This is a genomic window from Acinetobacter sp. NIPH 817 (assembly GCF_000368405.1).
GTDB lineage: Bacteria > Pseudomonadota > Gammaproteobacteria > Pseudomonadales > Moraxellaceae > Acinetobacter.
Genome location: NZ_KB849420.1, coordinates 2506210 through 2521582 on the forward strand (window position 1 = coordinate 2506210; position 15373 = coordinate 2521582).

General features: G+C 36.5%; 13 protein-coding genes and 1 rRNA gene. 1 reads left to right on the top strand and 13 read right to left on the bottom strand.

What is annotated here, in order from left to right; genetic code table 11:
* Positions 1-6: 6 nt before the first annotated feature.
* The 5 genes from filE to F968_RS15445 all read right to left on the bottom strand — a co-directional run bounded on the left by filE (position 7) and on the right by F968_RS15445 (position 6121).
* Complete coding sequence (gene filE, locus F968_RS15425; RefSeq protein ID WP_004794469.1) at positions 7-1254, bottom strand: putative pilus assembly protein FilE; 1248 nt, start codon at positions 1252-1254, stop codon at positions 7-9.
* Positions 1248-2912 (bottom strand): putative pilus system OmpP1/FadL family transporter FilD, encoded by a 1665-nt coding sequence (locus F968_RS15430; protein ID WP_004794470.1) that lies wholly within the window; start codon positions 2910-2912, stop codon positions 1248-1250. The genes filE and F968_RS15430 overlap by 7 nt, the downstream gene beginning before the upstream one ends.
* A 12-nt stretch (positions 2913-2924) precedes the next feature.
* Positions 2925-4088 carry a putative pilus system protein FilC gene (locus F968_RS15435; RefSeq protein WP_004794471.1) on the bottom strand — a complete coding sequence of 388 codons (1164 nt, stop codon included), beginning with the start codon at positions 4086-4088 and terminating at the stop codon, positions 2925-2927.
* A 45-nt stretch (positions 4089-4133) separates the two neighbouring features.
* Positions 4134-4967 (bottom strand): putative pilus system C39 family peptidase FilB, encoded by an 834-nt coding sequence (locus F968_RS15440; RefSeq protein WP_004794473.1) that lies wholly within the window; start codon positions 4965-4967, stop codon positions 4134-4136.
* A 314-nt stretch (positions 4968-5281) separates the two neighbouring features.
* Positions 5282-6121 carry a putative pilus system protein FilA gene (locus tag F968_RS15445; RefSeq protein ID WP_004794474.1) on the bottom strand — a complete coding sequence of 280 codons (840 nt, stop codon included), beginning with the start codon at positions 6119-6121 and terminating at the stop codon, positions 5282-5284.
* Between the two features lie 356 nt (positions 6122-6477).
* Between F968_RS15445 and F968_RS15450 the strand changes: the two genes are divergently transcribed.
* Positions 6478-7836 (top strand): chorismate-binding protein, encoded by a 1359-nt coding sequence (locus F968_RS15450; RefSeq protein ID WP_004794476.1) that lies wholly within the window; start codon positions 6478-6480, stop codon positions 7834-7836.
* 3 nt (positions 7837-7839) lie between these two features.
* Here F968_RS15450 and hisC read toward each other — a convergent pair whose 3' ends face one another.
* From hisC to rrf, 8 genes are all read right to left on the bottom strand, one after another.
* Positions 7840-8925: a histidinol-phosphate transaminase gene (hisC, locus tag F968_RS15455; RefSeq protein WP_004794478.1), complete on the bottom strand. Its 1086-nt coding sequence runs from the start codon at positions 8923-8925 to the stop codon at positions 7840-7842.
* A gap of 69 nt (positions 8926-8994) precedes the next feature.
* Positions 8995-10284: a histidinol dehydrogenase gene (gene hisD, locus F968_RS15460; protein ID WP_004794481.1), complete on the bottom strand. Its 1290-nt coding sequence runs from the start codon at positions 10282-10284 to the stop codon at positions 8995-8997.
* Between the two features lie 106 nt (positions 10285-10390).
* Entirely contained in the window at positions 10391-11074 is a 684-nt protein-coding gene (hisG, locus tag F968_RS15465) for an ATP phosphoribosyltransferase (protein ID WP_004794483.1), read from the bottom strand.
* Complete coding sequence (murA, locus tag F968_RS15470) at positions 11074-12330, bottom strand: UDP-N-acetylglucosamine 1-carboxyvinyltransferase (protein WP_004794485.1); 1257 nt, start codon at positions 12328-12330, stop codon at positions 11074-11076. Before murA ends, hisG begins: the two co-directional genes overlap by 1 nt.
* Before the next feature lie 6 nt (positions 12331-12336).
* Positions 12337-12588 carry a BolA family iron metabolism protein IbaG gene (gene ibaG, locus F968_RS15475; RefSeq protein ID WP_004794487.1) on the bottom strand — a complete coding sequence of 84 codons (252 nt, stop codon included), beginning with the start codon at positions 12586-12588 and terminating at the stop codon, positions 12337-12339.
* A 138-nt stretch (positions 12589-12726) separates the two neighbouring features.
* Positions 12727-13065 carry a ribosome hibernation-promoting factor, HPF/YfiA family gene (gene hpf, locus F968_RS15480; RefSeq protein WP_004641296.1) on the bottom strand — a complete coding sequence of 113 codons (339 nt, stop codon included), beginning with the start codon at positions 13063-13065 and terminating at the stop codon, positions 12727-12729.
* A gap of 165 nt (positions 13066-13230) precedes the next feature.
* Positions 13231-14679, bottom strand: a complete 1449-nt coding sequence (locus tag F968_RS15485) for an RNA polymerase factor sigma-54 (RefSeq protein WP_004794488.1) — start codon at positions 14677-14679, stop codon at positions 13231-13233.
* A gap of 326 nt (positions 14680-15005) precedes the next feature.
* Positions 15006-15120 (bottom strand): 5S ribosomal RNA (gene rrf, locus F968_RS15490).
* Between the last annotated feature and the right edge of the window lie 253 nt (positions 15121-15373).

A 15373-nucleotide genomic window follows, 5' to 3' on the forward strand; every position in this document is an offset into this window, starting at 1 on the left:
TTATTTTTAACGTAATACCGAAATTTGAATTTGTCCCTGATTTGTTAGCTCTTTTTCTGCAACATCCACAGCAGATGATAATGGTGTCATCATCATGTAATGCGCTGAAGATGGTACTTTTAAAACACCTTGAAGTGATGCATGTTGTAACATCGTAGAAGGATAATATTTACTCTTAAACCCACTTACACCTTCTAAAATACAGCCTTTATCATCTAAAAAAATAATTAGTGGCCAATAATAGAGTGGTTTCTCATTACTAGCAGCAAATGACATAAATTTTAAATGTTGAACAGAAGGATTTAGCTGTACTACTTCATATTCAAATTTTTCTTTTAAGGGTTTACGAGGCCATAAATTTACTTCTTTATTTATGCTAAGCGTCTTAATTTGTTTGTTATAACCTTTAATAAAACATTTGTCTTGTTCAAAAGCGGCTTCTAACTCTTGCGAAGATAAACGCATATATGTTGGAGCCAATACAACAGTAGACTCTTCATCTTTAGCCTGCCGATTAAAAAGCTGATCTAAAGTTGACCGACTCACACCTTTTTTACGCTCTATTGATTCAGTTCGTCCTAAGCCGTCAGGCATGAGATAAAAACGCTTTTTTCCTTCAAGATTAAATTCCTGATCTTCAAGATACTCATTATTTACATATTCAACATTATCAATCGTTGTAAATTTAGACTTATCCTGTGAAGAGATGGCTGATGGAACTGCCTGTGATGTGTTTTTTATTGGTGGCGGAACTAAAATAATCTTTTTCTTCCACTCATTATTAGCGACTGGTTGAACCTTTTCACCTTCCAAAGATTTAGTTTTCTCCGTAGATGTTTTTAATTCTTTATCAGCAACAATAGCAGTTTGAGTTTTTTGGGGTGCAGTCGGTGCAGTCGGTGCAGTCGGTGCAGTCGGTGCAGTCGGTGCAGTCGGTGCAGAATTTAATTTCTTTTGTGGTTGTTGTTCTACTCTTTTTAGTGAATCTGTATTGCGCGCCTCCTCTTTAAACACTTTTTGAGCGGGAACAACTATCGTATTAGTTGTTGGATTTTGGTGTTGTGTTTCTTCTATTTTAGACGAGGTTTGTTTTTTCTGGTCAACTCTTTTACTATGCACAATCATAGGACGGCCATCGGGACCTATAATCGTATAAAATCCGTCTGCATAAGAAACAGAAATATTCGCTATAGCAACACATAAGGTTAAGATAGCAAAATTAGGGTTAAACATCCGTTTATACTGCTTTACCATTTTGTTCTATAACTCAAACCAAGTACTGTGACTTTTGTATTCGTTTTTACATCCAAACCAGCATATGGATTTAATAAAATATTATCGACACCACACTTATTCGATAGAGTACTACTACAAGCTGGTATGTTATCTCGACTGCGTAAGAAGCCAACTGAAAGATCTAAATCGGTATCTGTATCGAAACGATATCCTACCCCCAAACCGAATAATTGCGCATTATTAATTGGAACCATGGTATTACGTTTATCATTAGGAATAGAGCTTGCACGAGGTTCATAACCAGCACGTAACTTCAACCGATCTGTAGCAGAATATTCTAGCCCTATTCCCCAACTCCAAGGCGAGGTAAACTTTAACGGTAACGCTAAAGAAGCTGGAGTTACATCATTAGATAGAATTCTTGCCACTTGAAGTAATGAGATCTGGCGATCAAATTCAAATTTAAATTTATCCCATGCTGAATAATCAGTCCAACCTACATCAAAATTCATTTGTAAATCTGGCAATAATTTATATTTAATTCCTGCTTGAAAATGCGCAGGATATTCCAGATCCATTGCAACTAAACCAGACTCTGTATTTGGAATATATCCTGGTAATTGTAAGACTGCTGAAGCAATGCTACCACTAGTTGATGAGTTAAGACCTGCGATAAGCTGTTGGGGGGCTTTAGCATTATCAATCAGATACTTACCCTTTAAACGCATTTTAGCTGAGCTCTGATAAACCATACCAAAACTAAAGTCATCAGTTGGCTCCCAAAGCAAACCTAAGTTATAACTTGGGCTCAATGATTGCTCTAGAGAAACCTGCAGAGCGCCCATTTTATTAAATGGATTCATTCCTTCTTGAGTATTACAAATACCCAATAATATTAGATCGGTAAAGAATTCTTTATTATTTTTAAATGGTCTACAAACAACCTCATCAACCATTCTTAATACCCCAATCATTTCATTGGGAAAACGTAAGTCTGTATTTAATGCAATCGCGTTATACGACATACCAAATGAAGCACCAAGGGATAAATGATCATTCACTTGATAACCAAATGATGGTGATAAATAGGTAATACGTTCTACAGCAACTTGCTGCCCCATATAATTACTGGGATTACCATTTTCTGCCCCAAAACCTGCAACTAATGGTGCATACATTGCTGTTGCATAAGTTACTTTCGAGCCGGGTGGTTTATAAGCTATACCCGCTGTTGGAGCAACTAAAGGGTAACCTGCACCCAAATCAACCATTTTCTTAAGAATTGGTACATATAAGCTAGCATATTCCACATCACCACGTACAGGCCCTTTGAAATCGGTACATATACCTACCGAAACCTCAGGACCATCATTACAAACAATTGGGTCATCTGAATAACCAAAAACGTTATAACCTGGCGGTGCAGAATATTCTCTCTGAATATCAAAGTTTGCAAGAATACCCTGTACATCTGTTTGCAGCCCATCAATTTTAGCTAATGCTGCGGGGTTAAAATGAACTGCACTAATCCCTGGAGGATCTGCTGTTACGGCATTTCCCATCGAGAGTGAACGAATATCGACTGCTAGGTTTTGTCCTAATTGGGCATTGGCAAAGCTAGAAAAACCGGAGATAACAATTGCCGCAGTTAAAGGACATAATTTAGGATATTTCACCTTTATATCTCCTTATTTTTGCTTTTTGCCAAAACCTAAAATATCTAGTGGGAAAGATAGGCCCAGTGAAATATCTGGCGCATCTTCTGTTAAACCAATACCAACTGTGCCATTAACAATCGTTTCAGGGGAAACACGTACACCTAAAGCAAATGAAAGCATCGCGCTACTTTGATCCGGTGAAGTATAAGATTCATTGCCATTATCAAATTCAAACTCAGCATTCATATTAAAACTTTGCTGATATGACATAGTTAGAGATACATCGTAATTAAATGAGTAAGCAAAACCAAAAGAAAAACCACCACTAATGCCTGGATCAAATGAGGTTAAAGTCCTCGTTCCATTTTTCCCTCCCCCACGAACTTGATCAAGGCCTGTTTCTTTAAAACCATAATTTGCAGACGCAGAAGCAAATAAAACGACTGGATCGATATACTTACGAGTACTAGCGCCTATCCCAGCAGAGTAATAACCTTTACCTGTTGAAAGTTCATCTAAGCCTATTTCATATGGGCTATCGCCAGTTTTCGTAGATAAACTACCAAATAGAACTAATGGTAAACGCCCTTGCTTTAAAGGAAATGGCTCCCAACGAGCACCTAAAGAAATATCACCTAATCCAGCAGTAGTTTTATCTTTAATAATTTCAGACTTTGCAACAAAAGGTAAAGTTGCTGAAAGAGTTAAATTATCAAGAACACCATATTGAAAAGTAAAACTGTTTGTTAATGTATGGTTTGCATCTTCTTCAACACGTAAACGGTTGAGTTGAGAAGAGTTATCCGATAAAGCTAAATCAATTCGAGTATCACGATAATATGTGTAATCAAGGTCATAATAAGATGAAATTACGCCCTTTTTAATTAACGAATATTGTCGCTCGTTGGAAGTAAATACTTCTTGTAAATTTGTCTCTTGACTCGCATCACCTTCTTTTTTCTGTAAGGCAGTAGCCGCTTGATTTGCTTCAGGATTAGCTGATGTAGTCGGAACTACTTCTCCTTCTTGCACTGAATTTGGTGTTGACGTTACTTCTGGTGTTGTACTTGCTTCAGCAACAACCGCACCATTTTGTGCATCTGTTTGTGCAACTTGATCATCTGCATAGATTGTCCCTGTAATGGCACTCATACTTAAGGCCAATACACTCATCTTAATCCATCGATTATTCATATTTCTTCCCACCCAATTTATTTATTTTACTAAATTAAAATCTAACTATTTACGTTTGTAATAAAGACGCATATAAGTTTCTATTGGCTGATTATATGTTGGAGAATGATTATCATTGTCCAAAACACGGCGCATCGTTGAAGCTTTATTTGCTAAACGGTCATAATTAAATGTTGGATACTGCACATCAACAAAAGCATATCTATTTACTGTTGCATCTTCCACATGACGCATATCTGCTTCTTTTAATGCCAATAAATCTTTACGCTGAGATTCGGGTACAGAAATAACAAATAAAGTATTATTATCCCAAATTTCTTTAAAACGATTTTCGTCGAAGCTGATATTCCCTAAAGCAGGGTCAGCTACATATACTCGTCCATCTTTATAAGCTTTATATACGACAAAATGTTTAAACCCAGCATAAGAAATAGGAACAATTGCAGGTTGTCCAAGTTTTACTAAATCAGAGAACTCACCACGATAACCACCGCTCTCTAAACCGATTGCTGTGACAAAGCGTTTCATATCAAGTAACGAGAAGCTACGACGCTCAATAATCCGCTGATATTCACCGTACTGTAATAAACCACTCATCGTTTGTTGTTCAGTCAAACTAGTACCAACATAACCATTTAACAAAGTGGTAAGCGCGGCTGAACCACAGCTATAATCATATGCTTGTCGAACAATACCCCGAAATTGATCTTCTACAGCAGGCTTAATCGTGACTGATTCAAAATGATTTCGACGAAAAGATAAATTACGTGAATCGGCAGTCTCTGTGTAATAAACAGTTCCCGGTGGTTTTTTTTCTATTTCGAAGGCTTCTGTCGCAAAGTAATACATCAATGCTGAGCCTAAAACAATCTCTAACATAAGCACTTGGTCTAAATGGTGGCCTAACCGGCCTTATTAATTTTATTCTTAGAGCAATAGCTCTACATCCCTGTGTCTTGAAGATACCTTTTTTTTTTGTAAAAAACAGCTTTTTTTTTATCTTTTTGATGAACGCATAGTTCTACTCTAATTAAACTGTTAACTAGCTCTCATTCTTAATTATCAGCACTTCCCATATATTTATTATTTATATAATAATTTTATATTAAACAAATATATAAAATCATTTTAAATTTTCCTTCACCAAAAAAAGCGCGTATAAAACGCGCTTTTTTTATTTTGAACTCTTAAAATTAGTGTCCAGAAATTGTAATTGTAGAATTAGCAACATTTAGACCTTGAACTTCAACATCACCAATAGAAGCAGCTGTACCTAAATGTACACCTTGTAAATATACATTCATTGCTTGAGTACTATTATTTTTAACTTCAAGACCAGTCGTTTTTACCGAGATACCAGCATTAACGTCTAAATCACCCGTTGCGTTAGCACCACGTACCATGATTTTGTCAAGTTTGATAGTACCGCCACCAGCAGCGTCTTTAATACCTAGATTAGAGATATTTAAACCGCCTTGTAAACTAGAGTTTACTTTAATCATTGCGCCTTGAGGAGCTGCACCTAACTGGATGTTTGCAGTAATTTTACCTAAAGACAAATCTAAACCAGTAATAATCTCTGTTGGAGCAGTTTCTGTAATACCACGTACAGCAGTCGTTTCACTTAAAGTACCTGAAGTACCCACACCAATTGAACCAACATGTACGTCAACCGCACCAACTGTTGCTGCAACGTTTAGGAAAGCACCGTTTGAGCCCGAAGCACCATTCGTATCAATTGCTAAATTTAAAAGCGGATCAGTACCTGTTTGCTTAAGAGTAATACCATTAATTGCGATTGCACCAGCAGTCCCTGTTGCACCCTGAATACCTGTTGCGGTACCTAAACCGTCATTATCATGTAAATATAGTTTACTAATATTAATACCGTCAGTACCTAAAGCAATACCGATATTAATACCATCTTGACCTGTAGCAGCGCTTAGTGCAGCATCGTCCATTGACTGCATTGCCATTGCATTTGCACTGATAGCTAAAGAAGAAACTAAAGCAAGTTTAGTGAACATTTTCATTGAGCACTCTCCCAAGAGCATTTATTTTTTGACTTTAACCACTCTCATTGTCTCAAATTGCATTTTTCTTTATATAGCAACCGAAACTTCCAATCCTTGAGTAGTTTTGCTTAGCAATTACTAAATTACATCTACGTTACTTTTTGTTCAACTAGTGTTGTGCATTTTTTGCCAACTACCCGACAAACGGTACACTCAATTTATTTCGCTTTTAACTCTAACGCCCCCTACCAATCCCACTCTAAAATTCGACTATTTTATCAACAAAAAGTACCTCTCTTCTAAGTCTTCTCCCTGATGATCCGCAAGTTGTAGTAAACTAATATTTCCCTCATTAACTATTCTGTTATTTAAAAATGTCTCAGTTAAAGAAAAAAATCTCATTACATGGTAAAAGTAATGCCGAGATTTTAAAAAATTTACAAGGATTAACTGGACTCATTTATTTAAATGACAATAATAATCCTGTTATTGGCTTTCTCCCTCAACAATACATTCTTATTCAGAATAAAAATAATATAGTATTTCAACGTCAGAACTTTAATGAATATAAAAATATATTAAAATCGAACCAATTATTAGATTTTATTCAACTAAAAGAAAATAAATTAAAAGAAATCAATAATACTAAATCAATAATAAGTTTTAATGGCGGCTATGTCGGTTTTATTAGTTATGATTTTGCTGCCCATCAATTTATTAATGCTCAAGCCCATATACAACCGTCTTTATTCTTAGGTCAATATCGTTCTTTTTTAAAATATATAGATAATGAGTGGTATTTTTTTAGTGATGAAGAAAATGCATTAGACCTATTTAAATATATTAAAAAGAAGTTAGAGATTACCAATTCAAATAAATCTAAAAATATATTTGAATTAAAAACTTCTATTCAACCAAGATGGTCTAAAGAACAATATTTCGAGGCTTTTAACAAAATACAAGAATACATTAAAGCTGGGGATTGTTATCAAATTAATTTAACCCAAGAATTTAAAGCTAATTTCAAAGGATCTTTATTAAATAAAGCTGAAGATTTATGGAGTCTTACTAATGCCCCATATGCAGGTTATTTAAAATTAGATCAATTTGAATTATTAAGTTGTTCTCCTGAACTCTTCATAGAATTCAATCAAAATAAACAAATTAAGACACGACCTATTAAGGGAACCATGCCTCGATATGAAGATATCGAAAAAGATTTTATTTCAAAACAAACTTTAAAAAACTCGCAAAAAGATCAGGCCGAGAATGTCATGATTGTTGATTTATTACGTAATGATTTGAGCATTTATGCCAATACAGGGTCCGTAAAAACAACGCAATTATTCGAGATTGAAAGTTTTAATCAAGTTCATCATATGGTCAGTGAGATTGTTGCCACGCTTAAAGATGATATTAATCCAATGCAAATGTTGCTCTCTGCTTTACCGGGGGGATCGATTACAGGAGCCCCAAAAATTCGGGCAATGCAAATTATTGAAGAATTAGAAGAAGAAGCAAGAGGTGCTTATTGCGGGACATTAGGTTACTTCAATTTTGATGGAACGGGTCGCTGGAATATTCTTATCCGTAGCTTTCAACAATATCAAAATCAGCTCTCTTTGTGGGCTGGCGGTGGTATTACAATTGCCTCAAATGCAGAAGCAGAATATCAAGAAAGCCTTGATAAAATTTCTGCCATGCTGAACTTAATGAACAGCACAGCAGACTAAAACTTAAAGAATATCTTGTTTTAACGTTTGCACTAAACGCATATTCTGCTCATCAGTACCCACTGTGATACGCAAAAATTGATTAATACGAGGCTTATTGAAATAACGTACAATAATACCTTGTTCACGTAATTGTTGTGCAAGTTTGCCTGCATCATGGACTGAGTGTGAAGCAAAAATAAAGTTCGCTTTAGAAGGTAAAACTTTAAAGCCCAAAGCAGTTAAGTCATCTACTAGCTTTTCACGACTAGAAATAACTTTCTGACAGTGTTCTTCAAAATAAGCCTGATCTTCAAAAGAAGCTACCGCGGCTGCAATTGCAAAATGGTCAATAGGATAGGAGTTAAAACTATTTTTGACAGCTTCAAGCGCTGCAATTAAATGTGGCTGAGCGATTGCAAAACCAACGCGTAAACCAGCTAATGAACGAGATTTTGAGGTTGTTTGACAGACAACCAAATTCTCATAGCGATTTACAAGACCAACTGCGGATTCTGCTCCAAAATCAACATAAGCCTCATCGATCACCACCACCCGATCTGGATTTGCTTTTAAGATTTGCTCGATATCTGGCAACCCCATTGCAATACTGGTTGGTGCATTAGGGTTTGTAATAACAATCCCACCATTTGGTTGTATATAGTCCTTAGCTTCTATCTCGAAATTCTCATTGAGTGGAATTTCTTTAGTTTTTGTTCCAAAGAACTGACTATAAACTGGATAAAAACTATAAGTAATATCTGGATAAAGAATCGGTTCATCTTGAAGGAAAAATGCTTTAAAAATATGAGCAAGTACTTCATCTGAGCCATTACCAACGAAAACTTGAGATACCTCAATATTCTGTTGTTTAGCAATTGCTTGTTTTAAAGCTGTTGCATCTGGATCTGGATATAAACGCAATGCATCAGCTTGCTGAGTTAAAACTGCTTGAACTGCGTCAACTACTTTTGGAGATGGTGGATATGGATTTTCATTCGTATTGAGTTTCAATAAATTCTGAATTTTAGGCTGCTCACCCGGAACATAAGGATCTAATTCACGAACTTCTGGACTCCAAAAGCGCATTTGTGCTGTAGATAAAGTCATGGTCTTATCTCAAAAAAGGGCTGAAAATCAGCCCTGAGTAATAATTAAAAAACGACAAGGTTGATAAGCTTATTGATAACGATAGCGAGCTGAGCGTGCATGGGCATCTAAGTTTTCTTGGACAGCTAATATATCGGCTGTTTTAGCTAACGTTTTAACTCCATCTTTCGAACACATAATCAAGCTCGAACGTTTTTGGAAATCATAAACGCCTAACGGAGAAGAAAAACGAGCAGTTCCAGATGTCGGCAATACATGGTTTGGACCCGCACAATAGTCACCGATTGCTTCAGGTGTATAACGTCCCATGAAAATTGCTCCAGCATGTCGAATCTCTTCACTCATTGCTTCGGCGTCATCTAGGCACAGTTCCAAATGCTCTGGTGCAACCTGATTAATTAACTCAATTGCTTCTGCGCGGTCTTTAACTAATACCAAAGCACCACGGTTTTCAATTGAAGTTCGAGCGATATCTGCCTTTGGCAATTCATTTAAATGCTTTTCAATTGCCAACTCGACTGCATTAAGTAAAGCTTCATCTGGAGTTATAAAAATAGCTTGAGCCACAGTGTCATGTTCAGCTTGTGATAAAACATCCATAGCCAACCAATCTGCATTATTCTCACCTTCTGCATATACTAAAATTTCAGAAGGTCCAGCAATCATATCGATGCCGACTTGACCAAATACAGCACGTTTAGCAGCTGCTACAAAACGATTCCCCGGACCAGTAATTTTATCTACAGGTGGAATTGTCTGAGTACCATAAGCCAAAGCTGCTACAGCCTGCGCCCCACCAATGGTAAATACTCGGTTAACTCCCGCAAGATAAGCTGCGGCAAGAACCAATGGATTTAATTCACCATTCGGTGCTGGAACAACCATGATAATTTCAGGTACACCCGCAACATGAGCAGGTACAGCATTCATTAGAACTGAAGATGGATAAGAAGCTAAACCACCTGGCACATAAATACCAACACGGTCTAAAGGCGTAATTTTTTGCCCTAATGTATTGCCCAAGTCATCAATATAAGTCCAGCTATCTTGTTTCTGAGCTTCATGAAATGTACGAATACGCTTTGCTGCCAATTCTAAAGCATCACGAATTTCTGGGCTTAAATTATCAAAAGCAGTTTTAAGTTGTTCTTGAGATAATTCTAAATCTGAAAATTGATGCGCAGGATGTCGATCGAACTGTTGAGTAAGCTTTAAAACATGATCATCACCATGCTGACGAACATCAGCAATAATTTGATCTACTGTTTGCACTAAATTAAGATCATTCACGGTTTCAAATGCCAATAGCTCAGCAAAAACCTGTTTGAAGTTTTGATCTTGAGTCGATAAACGTCGCATCAATTTACCCACAAGGCGAAAAAGAAAAAGTAAGTTTACCCTTTTTCTATGCGCTTGTGGGCATCATCTAGCTTAACTATCGCAAAAGCATGATGGGAAATTGCTTTTAACGCGATTGAACAGCTTGCTCAAGCTGTGAAATGATTGGATTTAACAAAGTTTGTTTACGTTTAAAACTGGCTTTATTTACAATTAATCGAGAAGACACTTTGCAGATCTCTTCTAATGGCTCAAGACCATTTGCTCTTAAAGTATTACCAGTATCGACCACATCCACAATGTAATCACCTAAACCAACCAAAGGTGCTAACTCCATAGAACCATAGAGCTTAATAACATCAACCTGCTCGCCTAAGCTTGCATAATATTGACGTGTAAGATTGACATATTTCGTGGCAATTTTTAAACGACCCTTTGGATGCTCCATGCCTACTTTACCAGCAGTCATTAACCTACATTTAGCAATCTGCAGGTCAAGCAACTCATATACATGTTGAGCACCATGCTCCATCAACACATCTTTACCCGCTACACCGATATCTGCTGCACCATTTTCTACATAGGTTGGTACATCAGACGCACGTAAAATTAAAATACGTACTTGCTTATGCGTAGTAGGGAAAATTAGTTTACGAGACTTTTCCGGATCTTCGAGTAAATTAATACCCGCTGTAGCCAATAAAGGTAACGTCTCTTTTAAAATACGCCCTTTACTCAATGCCAAGGTCAAACCATGATCAAAATTACCCATCACATCAAAATTAGGATCATCGTTTCTTACATCATTCATTAACTTACTCGCTTAATTTGGGCACCTAAACCTTGAAGCTTCTCTTCGACATGTTCATAACCACGGTCAATATGGTAGATACGATCAATTAACGTATCTCCTTCTGCAACTAAAGCAGCTAGAACCAAAGAGAATGAAGCACGTAAATCTGTTGCCATAACAGGTGCTGCCTGTAAGGTTTCAACTCCGGTTACGACTGCATCGTGACCTTCTACCTGAATATTAGCGCCCATTCGTGACAATTCAGGAACATGCATAAAACGATTTTCAAAGATCGTTTCAGAGATTGTTGCGAATCCACGACCAATCACATTTACTGCCATCAGCTGTGCTTGCATATCAGTTGGAAATTCTGGATGTGGCAAAGTTCTAAAACTTACAGCTTTAGGGCGTTTACCCATCATATCAAGTTCAATCCAGTCATCACCACGAGTGACTTCAGCACCCATTTCTTCAAACTTATCCAAAACAGACTCAAGTAATGTAGGGTCAGTATGTGTAGTTTTGACACGACCACCCGTAATTGCAGCAGCTGCTAAATATGAACCTGTTTCAATACGATCAGCAACAACAGCATATTCACAGCCATGCAAACTTTCTACGCCTGTCACAACAAGAGTATCTGTATCAAGACCTTCAATCTTGGCGCCCATTTTAATTAACATTTGAGCAAGATCAGTGATTTCTGGTTCACGTGCTGCATTACGAATAGTCGTAACACCATCTGCTAATGCTGCTGCCATCAAGATGTTTTCGGTACCACCAACAGTCACCATATCAAAAACAACTTCACCACCTTTTAAGCGACCATCAACTGAAGCATGGACATAACCATTTTCGACTTCAATATGCGCACCCAAAGCTTCTAAAGCTTTTAAATGTTGGTCCACAGGTCTTGAACCAATCGCACAACCACCAGGTAAAGAAACTTTAGCATTACCGTAACGTGCTAATAATGGTCCTAAAACCAAAATTGAGGCACGCATTGTTTTTACCAGCTCATAAGGTGCAAACTGATTATCTAAAGTAGAGGTATCTGCTTTTACTGTGTCATTTTCATAGCCAATTGTTACCCCTAACCCACCAATTAGCTTGACCAACGTATTAACATCTTTAAGATTTGGAACATTGGTTATTGTAATTGGAGAATCTGCAAGAATAGTTGCAGCAAGTAATGGCAAAGCAGCATTTTTTGCACCAGAAATGCGCACTTCGCCCTCGAGCTTAACACCACCCGTAATTAAAAATTTATCCATTAATATTTAAGCTCCGAAAAGGCTTGCTTTACGCCATTCATCTTTGGTCATTGCACGAATTGTTACCGCGTGAACTTCCCCACTTGCAATATAAGTATTTAATGGTGCATAAACTAATTGTTGACGAGCCACTGTACGCTTACCTTCAAATTGATCATCCACAATACGGAGGTCAAATTTTCCGGCCTGTCCGCTCACCGCTACTTCCGCTACAGGGAAAGCTTCTTTTAAAATTTGAGTGAGCTGTTCACTATTCATTGCAAAGACCTCTGACACAACCTAAGGGGTAAAACGGAGTATTTTACTATAACTTTTTCCAAGAATTCAGTACGTGTTTATATTTTATCAATAAAAAAGAGGCTATCTTTCAAGCCTCCCTTAAATTAACAAAACTTATTAAACAGAAACAGTAACTTGCGAATAAGTACATTGCATTTTTCGATATCTTAATAATTGTCTTTTTAATTTTTCTGTCAATTTTTTAATTGAAGTATACATATCATCAGCGGTTGCCTGAGCAAACAACTCAATCCCCGGCAATCTTACAATAGCCTCTGCAACATGATTTGAACTGCCCTTATGAGAGCGCTTATCAATTTGATGATCTTTGGTTAATTTAATCTGCATACTATTCACCTGATCTAGGTGTTTCGTCAATTGATTAAACTTTGATTTAATATTTTCTTCTATAGCGGGTGTAATTGCTAAATGATGTCCACGAATCGTTATTTGCATAATTCTATCCCTCACCTTTTTTAGGTTATCTAAAGAAGAACTAAAACGATTTAATGCTATCAAAAAATATTAGGACAATTAAACCATTTTAGCGGCTCCTCTTGGTGAAATTAAAATTTCATTATTTCGTCATAATGAACCTCTAGAATAGCCATACTTCAAAATTCAGATCAAGACTTTTCTTTCAGACGATGAAGGAATATGTAACGATTCACGATATTTTGCGACCGTCCTTCTTGCTACTTCAATGCCCTCATCTTTCAATAATGTAGCAATTACATTATCTGACAAAGGTTTACGTGGATTTTCACTTGCTACGAGTTTTTTAATCATTGCACGAATTGCAGTGGAAGAAGCCTCTCCACCAGCAGTTGTACCTACATGGCTAGAGAAAAAATATTTCAACTCAAAAAGGCCACGTGGGGTAAGCATATACTTATTTGTTGTTACACGAGAAACTGTAGATTCATGCAACTCTACTTCTTCAGCAACATCTCGAAGAACCAATGGTTTCATTGCTTCTGCACCAATCTCCAAAAAAGCTTTCTGATGCTCCACAATACAAGATGCTACCTTTAATAGTGTTTTATGTCTTTCATCAATGCTTTTGATAAAGTTTTTCGCCTCAAGCATTTGGTTACGCAAATATAGATTATCTTCACTCTGATCTGCTCTACGAATCATACTGGAGTAAAAAGAATTAATTCTTAATTTAGGTAATACATCTGGGTTTAGTTGGACCTGCCAATGTAAATCTTTTTTGGAAACAACTACATCTGGGATTTGATAATCTGACTCTTGTTTATCAAAATCCATACCTGGATAGGGTTTCAATGTTTTTAAAAGATTGATTGCAAACTTTAATTGATCTTTTGTTAAACCCGTTTGTTTGAGTAATTTATTTAGATCATTTGCTATCAAAAGCTCATAATATTGCAATAAGCTCTTTGCTTCGTTTAAATATTCAACATCTTTCGGTAGGAATTCGAGCTGTATTTTCAAACATTCCGCTAAATTACGTGAACCAATCCCTAGTGGGTCAAGTCGTTGAATATGCTTTAAGACAACTAGAACCTCATCTTCTTCAATATCTTCCTCGATATCCATCTCATTTAATAATTGTTGGGCAGCTAAAATTATTTCTTCTATTTCAGCATCTAAGAAACCTTTATCATCTAATGCATCAACAATACAGTAAGCAATTAATTGATCTATTTTAGAAAAGTGCAAAAGATTAACTTGTTCTAAAATATGTTCCTTTAGAGATAATTGAACTTGACGATTATCCTCTCGCTCTTCAAATTCTGGAGTAGCCAATGCTGTTGATTGATGAGTATAAATATCATCCCAATCTGTATCGACTGGTAAATCATCAGGCAAATGGTTGGCATTTAATTCAGTTGTTAAATCATCTGAATCTTTACTTTCTAACGCAGATAGGCTATCTGTTAATGATTCTTCTTCTATTTTTTCAAGTAAAGGATTACTATCTAGTTGAATTTGAATTTCTTGTTCAAGCTCTAAGCTAGAAAGCTGTAACAAACGAATCGCCTGCTGTAATTGAGGTGTTAACGATAAAGAATTCGCAACTTTCAACCCAACAGATAATTTCATATTTTAGATTCCATTAAACAAGCAAAAATCATGCCTACTTAACATTTATAACATATAGTTTCTATTTATCATATATATTGGTATGAAATTTCTAGAAGAAAAAGTGGATTTTTTTTAATGAAAAGTTTTGATACCTAGCTAATTAAGAGGTCGGTTTAGAAGCCCATTTCTAACTTAGAACGGATTCGAAATTTCCTTCCTCTATAAAAAAAGGACTCATATAGAGTCCTTTTTTTATTGTCTTACTGCATTTAAATCAATTTATTAATTAATTTCCCATAAGGAAACACCCCGGCCTCTTTCGGGGTCGGGGTGTTTGAATAATGAGCTGGCGATGACTTACTCTCACATGGGAAACCCCACACTACCATCAGCGCTAAGAGGTTTCACTTCTGAGTTCGGGAAGGGATCAGGTGGTTCACTCTTGCTATGGTCGCCAGCACAACTGGTATGGATACTTGCATTGGTCTTAATATGCCGATGCGTTTTCCAAATCTTTACAGATGGGCTGATTGAATCTTACTTTATTTGTTCATTTTAGCTAAGCATATAACTAAATCAAGTTGCTTTGCATATTAATGAATCGATTGATGCTTTATATACAACTGCTTGGGTGTTGTATAGTCAAGCCTCACGAGCAATTAGTATTGGTCAGCTTCACATATCACTATGCTTCCACATCCAACCTATCAAC

What these genes read in the sequence shown, in the direction of transcription:
- ibaG (WP_004794487.1), bottom strand. Translation starts at nt 12,588, where the DNA reads ATGAATAGTGAACAGCTCACTCAAATTTTAAAAGAAGCTTTCCCTGTA.
- F968_RS15485 (WP_004794488.1), bottom strand. Translation starts at nt 14,679, where the DNA reads ATGAAATTATCTGTTGGGTTGAAAGTTGCGAATTCTTTATCGTTAACA.
- hisC (WP_004794478.1), bottom strand. Translation starts at nt 8,925, where the DNA reads ATGACTTTATCTACAGCACAAATGCGCTTTTGGAGTCCAGAAGTTCGT.
- F968_RS15445 (WP_004794474.1), bottom strand. Translation starts at nt 6,121, where the DNA reads ATGAAAATGTTCACTAAACTTGCTTTAGTTTCTTCTTTAGCTATCAGT.
- hisG (WP_004794483.1), bottom strand. Translation starts at nt 11,074, where the DNA reads ATGAATGATGTAAGAAACGATGATCCTAATTTTGATGTGATGGGTAAT.
- F968_RS15450 (WP_004794476.1), top strand. Translation starts at nt 6,478, where the DNA reads ATGTCTCAGTTAAAGAAAAAAATCTCATTACATGGTAAAAGTAATGCC.
- murA (WP_004794485.1), bottom strand. Translation starts at nt 12,330, where the DNA reads ATGGATAAATTTTTAATTACGGGTGGTGTTAAGCTCGAGGGCGAAGTG.
- hisD (WP_004794481.1), bottom strand. Translation starts at nt 10,284, where the DNA reads ATGCGACGTTTATCGACTCAAGATCAAAACTTCAAACAGGTTTTTGCT.
- F968_RS15440 (WP_004794473.1), bottom strand. Translation starts at nt 4,967, where the DNA reads ATGTTAGAGATTGTTTTAGGCTCAGCATTGATGTATTACTTTGCGACA.
- hpf (WP_004641296.1), bottom strand. Translation starts at nt 13,065, where the DNA reads ATGCAAATAACGATTCGTGGACATCATTTAGCAATTACACCCGCTATA.
- filE (WP_004794469.1), bottom strand. Translation starts at nt 1,254, where the DNA reads ATGGTAAAGCAGTATAAACGGATGTTTAACCCTAATTTTGCTATCTTA.
- F968_RS15435 (WP_004794471.1), bottom strand. Translation starts at nt 4,088, where the DNA reads ATGAATAATCGATGGATTAAGATGAGTGTATTGGCCTTAAGTATGAGT.